The following is a 14,698-nucleotide window of genomic DNA, read 5'->3' as shown; positions in this document are numbered from 1 at the left end:
ACCGAGGAGAACCCACTTGAGCGCCTTCCGTGCCCTGCACGAGGGTTGGACCCTGACCGCGGTCTCCCACGGCGTGCCGGTCGCCGACGTGCCCGCCTCCGTGCCGGGCTGCGTGCACACCGACCTGCTGGACGCCGGGATCATCGAGGACCCGTACCTCGACGACAACGAGGACCGGCTGAGCTGGATCGGCCGCACCGACTGGGAGTACCGCACGTCGTTCCGCTGGAGCGCCGACCAGCACGAGCGGACCGACCTGGTCTGCCGGGGGCTGGACACCGTCGCCGAGCTCACCCTCAACGGTGTGCCGATCGGCCGGACCGCCAACGAGCACCGCTCCTACCGCTTCTCCGTCCGGCACCTGCTCAAGGAGGGCGAGAACACCCTCCGGATCCGCTTCCACTCGGCCCACGCCTACGCCGAGGCGCAGCGGGCGGCGCTCGGCGAGCGGCCCGGCGCGTACCCGCAGCCGTACCAGTTCATCCGCAAGACGGCCTGCAACTTCGGCTGGGACTGGGGGCCGGCCCTGGTCACCGCCGGGATCTGGCGGCCCATCGGGCTGGAGAGCTGGAGCGGCGCCCGCCTCGCCGAGGTCCGGCCCCTGGTCACCCTGGACGAGCGGGGCGAGGGGCGGGTGGAGGTGCACGTCCGGGTCGAGCGCACCGACGAGCGCCCCCGGATGCTGACCGCCCAGGTCGCCGGCGTCCGCACCCGGGTGCTGCTGGCGCCCGGCGAGCGCACCGCCGTCCTCGCCCTGCGGGTGCCGGCCCCCGCCCCGTGGTGGCCGCGCGGCCTGGGCGGGCAGACCCGGTACGCACTGGGCGTCGAGCTCGCCGGCGGGGACGTCGGCGAGTCCTGGCACGGGCGGATCGGCTTCCGGTCCGTCACGCTGGAACGGGCGAGCTTCACCCTGGCCGTCAACGGCACCCCCGTCCAGGTCCGCGGCGTGAACTGGATCCCCGACGACTGCTTCGCCACCCGCGTCACCCGGCCCCGCCTCGCCGAACGCCTGGGCCAGGCCGCCGACGCCCACGTCAACCTGGTCCGGGTCTGGGGCGGCGGCCGCTACGAGAGCGAGGACTTCTACGACCTCGCCGACGAACTCGGCCTGCTCGTCTGGCAGGACTTCCCGTTCGCCTGCGCCGCCTACCCCGAGGAGGAGCCGCTGGCCTCCGAGGTGGAGGCCGAGGCCAGGGAGAACATCACCCGCCTGGCCCGGCACCCGTCCCTGGTCCTGTGGTGCGGCAACAACGAGAACATCGAGGGGCACGCCGACTGGGGCTGGCAGCCCGAGCTCGCCGGCCGCAGCTGGGGCGCCGGGTACTACTACGACCTGCTGCCCCGGCTGGTCGCCGAGCTTGATCCGGCCCGGCCCTACTGGCCCGGCAGCCCCTACTCCGGCAGCCCGGCGGCCGCGCCCAACGACCCCGCCCACGGCACCACCCACATCTGGGACGTCTGGAATCGCGAGGACTACACCCGCTACGGCGACTACACCCCCCGCTTCGTCGCCGAGTTCGGCTTCCAGGGGCCACCCGCGCACGCCACCCTGCGGGCCGCCGTCAGCGGTGAACTCAGTCCCGATTCGTCATTGCTGACGCACCATCAGAAGGCTGTCGAGGGCCAGGTCAAGCTGCTGCGCGGCCTCGCCGGGCACCTGCCACAGCCCACCGGCTACGACGACTGGCACTACCTGACGCAGCTCAACCAGGCCCGCGCCGTCGCCCACGGCATCGAACACTTCCGCGCGCTCGCCCCGCACTGCCGCGGCACCATCCTCTGGCAGCTCAACGACTGCTGGCCGGCCATCTCCTGGTCGGCCGTCGACGGCGCCGGCCGCCGCAAACCGCTCTGGTACGCGCTGCGCCGCGCCTACGCGGAGCGCCTGCTCACCGTCCGCGGCGCCACCGTCGCGGTCGTCAACGACAGCGACCGGCCGTGGAGCGGCGAGCTCTCGCTGCTCAGGTACGGGCTCGGCGGCGAGCCGCTGGCCAAGGAGAGCACCGAGATCACCGCGGCCGCCCGCAGCGTCCTGCGGGTGCCCGTGCCCGCGGCCGTCCTGCACCCCGCCGACCCCGCCGCCGAGCTGCTGGCCGTCACCCTCGGCAGCTCGCGCGCGATCTCCTTCTTCGCCGAGGACACCGCCGTGGCCTTCCCGGCCGCCCGCTACGACGCCCGCGCCGAGGCCGTCGAGGGCGGCTACCGCGTCACCGTCACCGCCCGCACCCTGCTGCGCGAGCTCGCCCTCTTCCCCGACCGGCTGGACCCGGCCGCCCACGTCGACGACATGCTGGTCACCCTGCTCCCGGGCGAGAGCGCCGGCTTCCACGTCACCACCGGCCGGCGGCTCGACCGGGCGGCCCTGCTCTCGGCGCCCGTGCTGCGCTGCCTCAACCAGGCCCCGGCCGGCCCCGCCGCCCCGGCCCGCGGCTGAGCGCCCGCAGCCGAGTGCCGGGGGGCCGGGCCGAGCGGCTCGGGCTTTCCGGTCGCGGGGCCGAGGGGCTCGTGCATCCGGGGCGGCGGACGTATCGTGGCTGCAAGGAAGGCGGGCGTGGCCCAGGGCGCCGCCTCTGCACCACCGCGGCCGGCCCGGCAGAACCGGCCCCGGAACACTCGATCGACGCCCGTCGGCCGTGCCACGCGGATCCGGGACCACTGCGCGGTGACGGAGGCGGCCCATGGCCGATCCGAAGGGGTTTCTCACCACCCCCCGGCTGCTCCCCGAGCGACGGCCGCCGGGGGATCGGGTGCGGGACTGGAACGAGGTCTACACCGGGCAGGGCCTGCTGCCCCTGGTCGCCAAGCAGGCCGAACGCTGCATGGACTGCGGCATCCCGTTCTGCCACCACGGCTGCCCACTGGGCAACCGCATCCCGGACTGGAACCGGCTCGCCTCCTACGCCGCCTGGGAGCGGGCGGCCGGCTGGCTGCTGGCCACCAACAACTTCCCCGAGTTCACCGGGCGGCTGTGCCCGGCCCCGTGCGAGAGCGCCTGCGTCCTGGCGATCAACGACGAGCCGGTCACCATCAAGAGCATCGAGGCCGCGATCGCCGACCGGGCCTGGGAGCTCGGCTGCGAGGAGCCCAAGCCGCCCGACCGCCGCTCCGGGCGCACCGTCGCCGTGATCGGCTCCGGCCCGGCCGGCCTCGCCGCCGCCCAGCAGCTCACCCGGGCCGGGCACCGGGTCACGGTGTACGAGCGCGCCGACCGGATCGGCGGGCTGCTGCGCTACGGCATTCCCTCGTTCCGGCTGGAGAAGCGCCACCTGGACCGCCGGCTGGAGCAGATGCGGGCCGAGGGCACCGAGTTCCGGGCCGCGGTCGCGGTGGGCCGCGACCTCGCGGGCGACGAACTCAGGGCCCGCCACGACGCACTGGTGGTCGCCGTCGGCGCCACCGCGTGGCGGGAACTGCCGGTCCCCGGAGGTGAGTTGGATGGCATCCACCAGGCGATGGAGTACCTCCCGCTGGCCAACCGGGTGGCTGAGGGCGACTTCGCCGACCCACCCCTGACAGCCGAGGGGCGCCGGGTGGTCATCATCGGCGGCGGCGACACCGCCGCCGACTGCCTGGGCACCGCGCTGCGCCAGCACGCCGCCGGGGTGACCCAGCTGGACATCAACCCGGAGCCGGCCACCGCCCGCGCGGACGGCCAGCCCTGGCCGGTGCACCCCAAGGTGTACCGGATCTCCGCCTCGCACGAGGAGGCCAGGGCGCTGGCCCGGCCTCGCCCCGGCCGGCCGCGGGAGCCGGCGGCCGGGCCAGGCGGGTGCGACCCGAGGCTCTTCTCCGCCGTCACGCTGAGCTTCGAGGGGGACGGGCGGGGGCGGGTCGCGGCCGTTCGCCTGGCCGAGGCCGAGCCCGTCGGCCGGCGCCCCCGCGCCGGCACCGACCGGGTGATCGGGGCCGACCTGGTCCTGCTCGCGCTGGGCTTCCGCGGCCCGGACCGGGACGGCGCCCTGGCCGAGCAGCTCGGCCTGGAGCTGGACCGGGCCGGGAACCTGGCCCGTGGCCCTGACTTCGCCGCCGGCCCGGAGGGTGTCTTCGTCGCGGGTGACGCGGGCCGGGGACAGTCGCTGATCGTCTGGGCGATCGCGGAGGGCCGCTCGGCGGCGGCCGCCGTGGACCGCTACCTGCGCGGCTTCACCGAGCTGCCCGCGCCGGTCGCCCCGGCCGACCGCCCGGTCGCGCTCTGACGCCCGGGCCCCGACTCCGGCTCCGCGCCCGCCCTACGGCCGGCCGCGCCCGGCCCTGGTCCCGGTCCCGGCCCCGGCCTTGGTCCCGGTCCCGGCCCCGGGGCCGGGGCTCGCGCCGGGCCGGGCGGCGGGCGGCAGCTCGACCTCGAACCAGACCACCTTGCCGTGGCCGGTGCTGCGACTGCCCCAGCGGTGGGCCAACTCCTCCACCAGGTGCATCCCCCGCCCGCTCTCGTCGCCCTCCCTGGCCCGCCGGGGCCGCGGCGCCTGCGAGTCCAGGTCGGCGACCTCCACCGTGAGCTCGTGGTGGCGGAAGAGCCGCAGTTCGGTGGGCGCGCCCGCGTGCAGCAGCGCGTTGGTGATGAGTTCGCTGGTCAGCAGCTCCGTCTGGTCGCTGAGCGCGCCCAGCCCCCAGGACCTGAGCGTGCTGCGGGTGAACCTCCGGGCGTGCCGCACCATGGCGTGGTCGCCGGTGAGCGGCAGGGTGGCCAGCCGGTCGGCACCGATCGGGCGGGCCTGCGCCATGATCATCGCGATGTCGTCCTCGCTGCCCTGGGTGCCCAGTGCGGCGAGGACGGCGTCACAGGCCTGCTCCAGCGAGTCCCGCCGGTCGGCGACCGTGCGGCGCAGCAGGTCGATCCCCTCGTCGAGGTCCTGACCGCGGCGTTCGACCAGGCCGTCGGTGTACAGCACCAGGATGCCGTCCTCGGGGAGGGTGAACTCCACACTCTCGAAGGGCACTCCGCCCACCCCGAGCGGAGCGCCGGTCGGCAGCGTGACCAGCCGCGCCGAGCCGTCCGGGCCGGCCACCACCGGTGGCAGGTGCCCGGCGGAGGCGGCGGTACAGCTGCGGTCCACCGGGTCGAAGACCACGCAGACGCCGGTCGCGAACTGCCCCTCACCGAAGGCGGCCGTCGCGTCGTCCAGCCGGCGCAGTACCCGGGCCGGGTCGATGTCCAGCTGCATCAGGGTCCGGGCGGCGGTGCGCAGCTGGCCCATCGTGGCGGCCGCCCGGATGCCGTGGCCCATCACGTCGCCGACCACCAGCGCGACCCGGCCGCAGGAGAGCGGCACCACGTCGAACCAGTCGCCGCCGACCTCGCTGGTCACACTGCTCGGCAGGTAGCGGTAGGCGATCTCCAGCCCCACCGCCTGGTGCACCTCCTGCGGCAGCAGGCTGCGCTGCAGGGTGAGCGCGGTGTCCCGCTCGCGCCGGTAGAGGCGCGCGTTGTCGATGCACACCGCGGCCCGGGCCGCCAGCTCCTCGGCGAGCGCCACGTCCGCCGGGCCGAACGGCTCCGGGTTGGCCGTGCGGATGAACTCGGCGCCGCCGAGCACCACCCCGCGCGCCAGCAGCGGCACCATCAGGTACGAGTGCACGCCCGCGTCCAGGCTGGGCTGCACCCGGTCGGGGGAGGCGACGATCCGCCGCAGCTGCGCCTCGTCGACCTCGGCCACCAGGATCGAGCGGCCGGTGCGCAGGCTCTCGGCGTACACCTCGGCGGACTGCGAGGTCTGCCCGACCGAGTCGGCGGCCTCGGCCATCGCCTGTTTGTCGTCGAGTTCGCCGACCGCGACCGCCCGCATCAGCAGCGAGCCGTCGTGCGAGAGCGGGGGTGTCAGCTCGTCCCCGCTGAGCGCGGCGTCCAGCAGATCGACCGTCACGAAGTCCGCGAAGCGCGGGATCACCACCTCCACCAGCTCCTGCGCGGTGCGCTGGAGGTCGAGCGTGGTGCCGATCCGGTTGCTCGCCTCGTTGAGCAGCGCCAGCCGCTGGCGGGCGGTGTTGGCCTGGTCCAGGGCCAGCTGCCGCTCCCGCGCGGTCTCCCGCTCCCGGGTGTAGAGCAGCGCGTTGTCGATCGAGACGGCCGCGCGGGCCGCCAGCTCGCGGGCGAGCGCGAGGTCCTCCTCGTCGTACGGGCGCTCGGTGACGGAGCGGTAGAAGGCGGCGACGCCGACCGGTGAGCCGCGCGCGATCAGCGGCACGATCATGAAGGTGTGCACGCCCTGCTCCACGGCGGCCTGGGCCCGCAGCGGGTCGTGGGTGAGCCAGGCCATCGCCTTCTCGTCCAGGTGGGAGACCAGCACCGGGCGGCGGTGGGTCAGGCTCCAGGAGCGCGGGGTGGTCGGGTGGAAGCGGTGGGTGGAGCCCAGCGGGGCGCTGGGCCACATCCCGGAACCCTCGACCGTGTGGTACGCCATCCGTCGCAGCAGGGCGGAGCGCTCCGCCGGGCTGAACTGCTCGCGCTCGCCCCGCAGCAGCGAGTCCAGCACCTCGACCACCACCGCGTCGGCGAGGCGGGGCGTGGCGACCTCCGCGAGCTCCTGGGCGGTGCGGCCCGGATCGAGGGTGGTGCCGATCCGGGTGGAGGCCGAGTTGACCACGGCCAGCCGTTCCTGCGCCGCCTTGGCGTCGCGCAGGGCCTGTGCCCTGGTTTTGAGGATCTGCTCCTGACGCAGGTACAGGCGGGCGTTGTCGATGGCGACGGCCGCGCGGGAGGCGAGCTCGTCGCCCAGTTTGATGTCCGCCGAGGTGAAGGACTCCCGTTCGCCGCGGCGGGAGTAGACGACCATGCCCAGGACCGCGCCGCGGGCCACCAGCGGGGTGATCCGCACCGGGCGCGAGCGCCGGCCGAGGTAGGCGCGGCGGCGCTCGGGCGGCATCCCGTAGGTCAGCAACGGCAGTTCCCACAGCGGTGCGACCACCGGCCGGCCGGTGGCGAGCGCCTGGGCGTACGCGGAGTCCGGCGGGACGTCGTACACCGTCTCGGTCGGCAGGTCCTCCACCGGGTAGCTCGCGTCCGTGCTGCTCAGGGCCAGCCGCCGGACCGGCTCCGCGGCGGCGGTGGCGGTGTCCAGCGCGGCCGGGCTGGTCTCCGACACCAGCTTGTCCAGGACGAACACCCCGCAGGCGTCGGCGACCCTGGGCACCAACGCCTCGGCCAGCTCGCGGGCGGTCCGGCGCAGGTCGAGCGTGGTGCCGATCGAGGCGGCGGCGTCCACCAGCAGGGCGAGGCGCTCCTGCGCGGCGGCGGCCCGGGACTCGGCCCGGAACCGCGCGGTCACGTCGATGATCGTGGAGCTCACCCCGAGCACCTGACCGCCGGGCTCCTCCAGCCGGAAGTACGAGGCGGACCAGGCGCGCTCGTGCATCGGGTCGCCCGGGGTGCGGCCGTGCGAGCGGGCGTCGACCACCGGCCGGCCGGTGGCCAGCACCTCGCGCATCACCGCCTCGATCTCCGCGCCGTTGACGTTGGGGAGGATCTCCGTCACCCGGCGCCCGAGGTGTTCGCGCACGGACAGGCCGTTCACCTCGGCGAGCGCCTCGTTCAGCCGGACGAAGCGCAGCTCGGTGTCGTAGACCGCCATGCCCACCGGGGACTGGGTGAAGAAGCCGTCCAGGATGGCGAGGTCGGCCTCCACCCGGCGCAGCGCGGTCACGTCGGAGGCTACCGCCAGCACCAGCGGGTGCCCGTTGGGGCCGGCGATGGGGTGGGTGCGGAACTCCAGGTTCACATGGTGGCCGTCGCGGTGGCGCACCGGGAAGACGCCGGACCAGGCCACGCCGCGCAGGATGTTGTCGAACAGCTCCGTGACCTGGGGCCGCTGCTCCTCGGTCACCAGGATCTGGGCGGCCATCGCGCCGACCGCCTCCTCGGCGGTGAAGCCGAGCAGGGCCTGCGCGTCGGAGCTCCAGTGCAGGATGCGTCCGGTGTCCTCGATCAGCGCGGTGGCGATCGGCACCGACAGCAGACCGTCCTGGGACGGCCGTCCGCCAGCCGCAGGCCAGCTGGCACCTGAAGCCGTGCCCTGCTCGTCGATCTGCATGGCACCACCCGGAGGTCGTTTGTCCGTCCTCCATCTTCCCACCGACGGGCCGCGGCCACTCGGGTGAGGGCCTGCCCAGCCCCGGATCCGGGCGCAAAGGCGCAGGTCAGGCCGGCAGGTCAGGCGAGAGCGGCGCCGCGCAGCAGCAGCCAGCAGACGTCCACGGCGGCCAGTGCGAGGGCGGCCAGGAAGGGCAGCCGGCTCTGCGTGCCGGTGCCGGTGCCCCGGTGCCCGCGCGGCGGTGCGGCCGCGGCGAGGGCGAGCGCCGCGGTGGCGGCCAGACCCAGCAGGGCTCCCGGGCCGAGCCGGCCTGCCGGCCCGAGGGCGAGCAGGGCGGAGGCCGCGAGCAGCGCGGCGGCGGCCAGGGCGCGGGCCCCGCCCGCGCCCAGGCGCTGGGGCAGGCCCCGGACACCGGCGGCGAGGTCGTCGTCGATGTCGGGCAGGACGTTGGCGGCGTGCGCGCCCACGCCCAGCAGCGCGCCGCCGGCCATCGCCCACCAGTGCGGCCAGGGCCCGCCGGGCAGCGCCATTGTGATCAGCGCGGGCAGCAGGGCGAAGGCGAGGGCGTACGGGAGCCAGGAGAGCACCGTCCGTTTGACGCCGAGGTTGTAGGCCCAGGCGGCCGCGACCCCGGCCAGGTGGGCGGCGCCGGCCGCCGCGCCGTTCGCCAGCGACAGCGGTACGCACAGCGCCAGCGCGCAGCCGGCCGCGGCGGCCACCGTACGAGGGCGGGCGGCCCCGGAGACCAGGGGCTTGTCGGTGCGCCCGCAGGCGGTGTCCCGCCGCAGGTCCACCCGGTCGTTGCACCAGCCGACCGAGAGCTGCCCGCTGAGCACGGCCAGCGCCACCAGCGCGCTGCCCGCCGGTCCGCGCCCGCCCGCCGCCGCCAGCGCGGTGCTGACGGCGGTGACGGCGGCGGCCGGGGCGGGGTGGCAGGCCTGGAGCAGTCCCAGCGCCCGCCGCTGGGCCGGGCGGTGCGCCGCGGGGAGGTCACCGGCTCCGATGCTGTGCACGCCCCGATGGTAGATCGCACGAAATGCCGTGGATGCGATGTTCCTGATGATTGTTCGGCCCGTGTCTCTATTCTGACGGGATGACATGTATCGCGGCCGTCCACGGCGTGCTCCCGCCGCACCGCTACGAGCAGGGCGAGATCACCGCGGCGGTCGCGGCCCTCTGCCGGACCGAGGGCGCGGGCCGGGCGGTGCTGGAGCGGTTGCACGCCGGCGCCGCCGTCGCGGGCCGGAACCTGGCGCTCCCGCTGGAGCGGTACGCGCAGCTCGACGGCTTCGGGCGCGCCAACGACACCTTCATCGAGGTCGCCCTCGACCTCGGCGAGCGGGCGCTCGGCGCCGCGCTCGCCGAGGCCGGCCTGACGGCCCAGGACGTGGACCTGGTGATCTCCACCTCCGTGACGGGCATCGCCGCGCCGTCGCTGGAGGCCCGGCTGGCCGGCCGGCTGGGCCTTCGGCCCGACGTCAAGCGGGTGCCGATCTTCGGGCTCGGCTGCGTGGCCGGCGCGGCCGGCCTCGCCCGGCTGCACGACTACCTCCGGGGCCACCCCGAGCAGGTCGCCGCACTGCTCTCGGTCGAACTGTGCTCGCTGACCCTCCAACGCGCCGACAGCTCCCCGGCCGGCCTGGTGGCCGGCGCCCTGTTCGGCGACGGCGCGGCCGCCGCGGTCGCCGTCGGCCGGCGCCACCCGCGCCGCCGGGCGTACGCCGGGCCCACCGTCCTCGCCACCCGCAGCAGGCTCTACCCGGGCACCGAACGGGCGCTCGGCTGGGACATCGTGGACAGCGGCTTCCGGATCGTGCTCGGCGCCGACCTGCCCGACCTGGTCCGGCTGCACGTCGGCGAGGAGGTGCGCTCCTTCCTCGCCGAGCACGACCTCAAGCCGCCGGACGTCACGGCCTGGGTCTGCCACCCCGGCGGCCCCAAGGTGCTGGACGCCGTCCAGGAGAGCCTGGACCTGGACGTGCACGCGCTGGAGGTGACCCGGCGCTCGCTCAACGCGGTCGGCAACCTCTCCTCCGCCTCCGTCCTGCACATCCTGCGCGACACCCTCGCGCTGAGCCCGCCGCCGCCGGGCACCCCGGGCCTGCTGCTCGCGATGGGGCCCGGCTTCTGCTCCGAACTCGTCCTGCTGCGCTGGTAGCCGGGACGGCACCGCGCACGAGCGCCGGACACGACGCCGGAAGGGACGAGGATGACCGCCTACACCGCACTGATCCTGCTGGTCGCCGTCGAGCGGCTGGCCGAACTGCTGGTGGCCCGCCGCAACGCCGCCTGGAGCCTGGGCCGCGGGGGAGTGGAGTACGGACGCGGCCACTACCCCGTCATGGTCCTGCTGCACACCGGCCTGCTGGCCGGCTGCCTGGCCGAGACCTGGTGGGCCCAGCGCCCTTACCCGCCCCTGCTCGGCCCGGCGATGCTGGCCCTCGCACTCGGCGCCCAGGCGCTGCGCTGGTGGTGCATCGCCACCCTCGGCCCGCGCTGGAACACCCGGGTCATCGTGGTGCCCGGGCTGCCCCTGGTCGACTCGGGCCCGTACCGGTTGCTGCGCCACCCCAACTACCTGGCGGTCGTGACGGAGGGGGTCGCCCTGCCGCTGGTGCACGGCGCCTGGCTCACCGCCGCGGGCTTCACCCTGCTCAACCTGCCGCTGCTGGCCACCCGGCTGCGCTGCGAGAACGCGGCGCTGGCCGGCCGCGCGCCGGCCGCCGCCGCGGTGGCCCGCGCGTGATCGACCTGCTGGTCGCCGGTGGCGGCCCCGCCGGGCTCGCCACCGCGATCCACGCCGCGCTCGCCGGGCTGGAGGTGGTGGTGGCCGAACCCAGGCCCGCCCCGATCGACAAGGCCTGCGGCGAGGGCCTGATGCCCGGCGGGGTACGGGCGCTGGCGGGCCTGGGCGTCACCGTCGAGGGCCGGCCCATCCACGGCATCAGCTACCTGGACGAGCGCCACCGGGCGGACGCCGCCTTCCGTCACGGCCCCGCGCTCGGCGTACGGCGCACCGCGCTGCACCGCGCCCTGGCGCAGCGGGCCGCCGAGCTCGGCGTACCCGTCCTGCCCGTCCGGGTGGACGACCTGGGCCAGGACGCCGACGGTGTCACGGCGGCCGGTCTGAGCGCCCGCTACCTGGCCGCCGCCGACGGACTGCACTCACCGCTGCGGCGCCGGCTGGGCCTGGAACTGCCCGATCCGCGCACCGCCCGCTACGGCCTGCGCCGGCACTACGCGGTGGAGCCCTGGGCGGACCACGTCGAGGTGCACTGGACGGCCGGCGCCGAGGCGTACGTCACCCCGCTGGGGCCCGGCCTGCTCGGGGTGGCGGTGCTGACCGCCGCCCGGGCGCCCTTCGAGGAGCACCTGGCCCGCTTCCCGGCGCTGGCCCGCCGGCTGCCCGCCCGGGCGGCCACCGCGGTGCGCGGCGCCGGACCGTTGCGCCAGCGGGTGCGCTCCCGGGTCGCGGGGCGGGTGCTGCTGGTCGGTGACGCGGCCGGGTACATCGACGCGCTCACCGGGGAGGGCCTCTCGCTCGCCCTCGCCGGTGCGGCGCAGCTGGTGCACTGTGTGCGGACGGACCGCCCGCAGGAGTACGAGCGGCGGTGGCGACGGGTGTCCCGGCGTCACCGCCTGCTCACCGACGGGCTGTTGTGGCTGCGGTCCTGCCCGCCGTTGGCCGGGCGGATCGTGCCGGCGGCCGCCCGGCTGCCGCGCACCTTCACCGCCCTGGTCAACCAGCTGGGCTGACGCCCAGCCGGGGGCGTCACTTCACGGTGAGGGTGCCCGTCATGAACGGGTGGATGGTGCAGATGTAGGGGTAGCTGCCGGGCGCGGTGGGGGCGGTGATGGTCGCGGTGGCGCCGCCGGCGAACGGGCCGGTGTCGAAGGCGCCGCTCTGGGTGGACGTCATGGTGTGCGCGATGCCGTCCTGGTTGAGGACGGTGATGGTCGTGCCGGGGGCGACGGTGAGGTTCGCCGGGTTGAAGGCGAAGTTCTTGATGGTGACGGTCGCGGCGGTGGTGGTGGCGGTGGCGGTCGCCGAGCCGGAGGCGGAGGGGCTCGCCGAGGCGGAGGCCGACTCCGACGCGGACGGTGACGCCGTGGTAGGCGCCGGAGTGGGGGAGGCGCTGGCCGACGCGGACGGGCTGGGGGACACCGAGGGCGAGGTGGTGGCGGAGCCGCCGCCGCTGCTGGAGCAGCCAGCCACGCTCAGCAGGACACAGCCGAGCGCGGCCGCCAGGGTGCGACCGCGCGGGCGGCGGGGGAGGGGCAGGGGCATGCGGGTTCCCTTCGGGTGCGCGGCTCCGGCCACCCAGCCCCCGGCGCACCGGGGGTGACGGGCCGGAAGGACCGGTCCACAGTGGCCGCACCACCCCGGTCCGGCACGCGGACCACACCCTCACCGCGCCCCGATCCACCCGATCGGGCGGGGCAAACGGCCTACCCGCACCGCCCTGCCCCCGGCGCCCGGACTGCCCGGCGGGGGACTCCCAAAAGATTTCCGAGATTCTTCGCCGGGCGTTGAGTACCCGGCCGCCGCGCACCGTACTGACTGGTGTGAGCGGGAAGGCGGCCGAGTCAACACCCCGGCGTCCTCCCGCGACTGTCGGAACCTCATCTCAGGGAGCACCTCTCATGCGCAGCATCGTCCGCACCTCCGCCGTCACCGCGTCCGCCATAGCCCTGATCGCCCTGGCCACCGCGTGCGGCCCGGAGAACTCGCAGGACAGCGGCACGGCCGCGGCGCCCGCCGCCACCGCAGCGGCCGCCACCGCGACGGCCGCCGGCGACACCGGGGCGGCGCCCGCGCCCGCCGGGGCCGAGACGGGGCAGGCCGCGCTGGTGGCCGCACAGTCGCCGAGCCTCGGACCGATCGTGACCGACGGCTCCGGCCACACGCTGTACCGCTTCGACAAGGACACCGCCAAGCCCTCGGCCTCCAACTGCAACGACGCGTGCGCGATGAAGTGGCCGCCGGCCATGGTGGACCAGACCTCGGTCAAGGGCATCGACGCCAAGCTGGTCGGCAGCGTGACCCGCGCCGACGGCACCAAGCAGCTGACCCTGAACGGCTGGCCGCTGTACCGCTTCGCCGACGACAAGGCGGCCGGTGACACCAAGGGCCAGGGCGTCGGCGGCACCTGGTTCGCCTCCACCCCCGAGGGCAAGAAGGCCGGCGCCGGCGCCGCGGCTCCCGCGGGCGCCGCCGCTCCCTCCGCCTCCACCGCCCCCTCCGCCACCACCGGCAGCGGCTACTGAGGCCGCTCCCCGGTCCACGCCCCCGTGCGGGCCCGTCGCCGTCGGGCCCGCACGGGTGGCCGGCCCGGCGGCACGGTCGACCGGAGCCGGTGGATTGCGGCACAATGCGCCCGTGACAGACCACCCGCTGACCGGCCGACACCCCGCCGGACGTGCCGGCCCCGCACCGGACGAGGCCCTGATACGGCTCCTGCACGATCAGCACGCCGGCCCGCTGCTCGGCTTCGTGCTGCGCCTGGTCGACGGCGACCGGCGGCGGGCCGAAGCGGTGGTCGAGCAGACCCTCGTCCAGGCCTGGCGCAACGTCCAGCACCTCGACGCCGACCCGGCCGCGCTGCGGCCGTGGCTGGTCGCCGTCGCCCGGCGGATCACCGCCCAGGGCGCCGGCGGCGAACGCGCGAGCGGCCCGCAGGCCGTCCCGGACGTGGACGAACTGGCGCGGGCACTGCGCCTGATGGCCGTCTCCGAGGCGCTCGACGACCTCACCGCGGCGCACCGCGAGGTCATCGTCGAGACGTACCTCAAGGGCCGCACCGCCAACGCGGCGGCCGCGGCGCTGGGTGTGCCCTCCGAGACCGTCCGCTCGACGCTGTTCTACGCGCTTCGCTCGCTGAAGCTCGCGCTCGATGAACGAGGAGTGACCACATGACGTCGCCGCAGGACCAGCACCTGGACGCGGGCGCGTATGTCCTGGGCATCCTCGAACCGAGTGAGCACGCCGCCTTCGAGACCCACCTCGCGTCCTGCGCCCTCTGCGCGGCGGAGGTGGAGGAGCTGTCCGGCCTCGAACCGCTGCTCGCGGAGTTCGCCGAGGCCGTCCGCCCGCAGCCGGGCAGTGCGCCCGCCATCGGCCGGGCCGCCGAGCCCGACCCGCTGCCACGGCCGAGCCCGCAGCTGCTGGAGCAGCTGGTCGGCCAGGTGGCGCAGACCCGCAGGACCACCCGTACCCGGCGGCTGTTCCTGGTCGCCGCGGCCGCCGCGTTGATCATCGGCGGCCCGCTGGCCGGTGCGCTGGCGGCCGGCGGCGGCAACGGCAGTGTCTCGGCCCACTCCACCAGCCCCGCCCAGGACCTGATGGACCATGGCGAGCCGCACTCGGCGACCGACCCGGCCACCGGGGTGCGGGCGACCGTCGCGCTGGAGACCAAGAAGTGGGGCACGCACGTGGCCCTGCAGCTCGGGAACGTCACCGGGCCGCTCGCCTGCGACCTGGTCGCCGTCTCGCGCACCGGCGAGCGTCAGACCGTCACCACCTGGTCCGTCCCCGCGGCGGGCTACGGCGTCCCCGGCTCGCCCGACCCGCTGGTCACCCACGGCGGCGCGGGTATCCCGCGCGCGGACCTGGACCACTTCGAGGTGCGCACCCTGGACGGCAGGCAACTGGTGGCGATCCCGGTCTGAGCCCG

General features: G+C 75.7%; 11 protein-coding genes. 8 read left to right on the top strand and 3 right to left on the bottom strand.

All coding sequences use genetic code 11. The features are described from left to right. The first annotated feature begins 16 nt into the window (after nt 1-16). Both ACIBH3_RS24185 and ACIBH3_RS24180 read left to right on the top strand, forming a co-directional pair. Nucleotides 17-2,434: a glycoside hydrolase family 2 protein gene (locus tag ACIBH3_RS24185; RefSeq protein ID WP_396314143.1), complete on the top strand. Its 2,418-nt coding sequence runs from the start codon at nt 17-19 to the stop codon at nt 2,432-2,434. 244 nt (nt 2,435-2,678) lie between these two features. Beyond that, nucleotides 2,679-4,196 (top strand): glutamate synthase subunit beta, encoded by a 1,518-nt coding sequence (locus ACIBH3_RS24180; RefSeq protein ID WP_396314142.1) that lies wholly within the window; start codon nt 2,679-2,681, stop codon nt 4,194-4,196. Nucleotides 4,197-4,229: 33 nt separating this feature from the next. Here ACIBH3_RS24180 and ACIBH3_RS24175 read toward each other — a convergent pair whose 3' ends face one another. Both ACIBH3_RS24175 and ACIBH3_RS24170 read right to left on the bottom strand, forming a co-directional pair. After that, entirely contained in the window at nt 4,230-8,024 is a 3,795-nt protein-coding gene (locus ACIBH3_RS24175) for a SpoIIE family protein phosphatase (RefSeq protein ID WP_396314141.1), read from the bottom strand. A 119-nt stretch (nt 8,025-8,143) separates the two neighbouring features. Further along, a complete protein-coding gene (locus ACIBH3_RS24170) occupies nt 8,144-9,037 on the bottom strand; it encodes a UbiA family prenyltransferase (protein WP_396314140.1) in 894 nt (297 codons plus the stop codon). Between the two features lie 80 nt (nt 9,038-9,117). Here ACIBH3_RS24170 and ACIBH3_RS24165 point away from each other — a divergent pair, with 80 nt between their 5' ends. From ACIBH3_RS24165 to ACIBH3_RS24155, 3 genes are read left to right on the top strand one after another with little or no spacing between them, the layout of a single operon-like run. Beyond that, entirely contained in the window at nt 9,118-10,182 is a 1,065-nt protein-coding gene (locus ACIBH3_RS24165) for a type III polyketide synthase (protein WP_396314139.1), read from the top strand. A 51-nt stretch (nt 10,183-10,233) separates the two neighbouring features. Further along, nucleotides 10,234-10,770, top strand: a complete 537-nt coding sequence (locus ACIBH3_RS24160) for an isoprenylcysteine carboxyl methyltransferase family protein (RefSeq protein ID WP_396314138.1) — start codon at nt 10,234-10,236, stop codon at nt 10,768-10,770. Continuing rightward, nucleotides 10,767-11,780 (top strand): NAD(P)/FAD-dependent oxidoreductase, encoded by a 1,014-nt coding sequence (locus ACIBH3_RS24155; protein WP_396314137.1) that lies wholly within the window; start codon nt 10,767-10,769, stop codon nt 11,778-11,780. Before ACIBH3_RS24160 ends, ACIBH3_RS24155 begins: the two co-directional genes overlap by 4 nt. Nucleotides 11,781-11,796: 16 nt before the next feature. Here ACIBH3_RS24155 and ACIBH3_RS24150 read toward each other — a convergent pair whose 3' ends face one another. Then, the gene (locus ACIBH3_RS24150) at nt 11,797-12,312 is read right to left on the bottom strand and encodes a cupredoxin domain-containing protein (RefSeq protein ID WP_396314136.1); all 516 of its coding nucleotides are present in this window, start codon (nt 12,310-12,312) and stop codon (nt 11,797-11,799) included. Nucleotides 12,313-12,668: 356 nt separating this feature from the next. Between ACIBH3_RS24150 and ACIBH3_RS24145 the strand changes: the two genes are divergently transcribed. The 3 genes from ACIBH3_RS24145 (at nt 12,669) to ACIBH3_RS24135 (ending at nt 14,693) form a co-directional block, all read left to right on the top strand. Beyond that, nucleotides 12,669-13,292: a hypothetical protein gene (locus ACIBH3_RS24145; protein WP_396314135.1), complete on the top strand. Its 624-nt coding sequence runs from the start codon at nt 12,669-12,671 to the stop codon at nt 13,290-13,292. A gap of 112 nt (nt 13,293-13,404) precedes the next feature. Beyond that, nucleotides 13,405-13,941, top strand: coding sequence for a sigma-70 family RNA polymerase sigma factor (locus ACIBH3_RS24140; protein ID WP_396314134.1), 537 nt, complete (start codon nt 13,405-13,407; stop codon nt 13,939-13,941). Next, the gene (locus ACIBH3_RS24135; protein WP_396314133.1) at nt 13,938-14,693 is read left to right on the top strand and encodes a hypothetical protein; all 756 of its coding nucleotides are present in this window, start codon (nt 13,938-13,940) and stop codon (nt 14,691-14,693) included. Before ACIBH3_RS24140 ends, ACIBH3_RS24135 begins: the two co-directional genes overlap by 4 nt. The last annotated feature ends 5 nt before the right edge of the window (nt 14,694-14,698 follow it).

Origin of the sequence: Kitasatospora sp. NPDC050543 (assembly GCF_044457565.1) — a bacterium.
GTDB lineage: Bacteria > Actinomycetota > Actinomycetes > Streptomycetales > Streptomycetaceae > Kitasatospora.
This window is presented reverse-complemented; position numbering and strand designations above follow the sequence as displayed.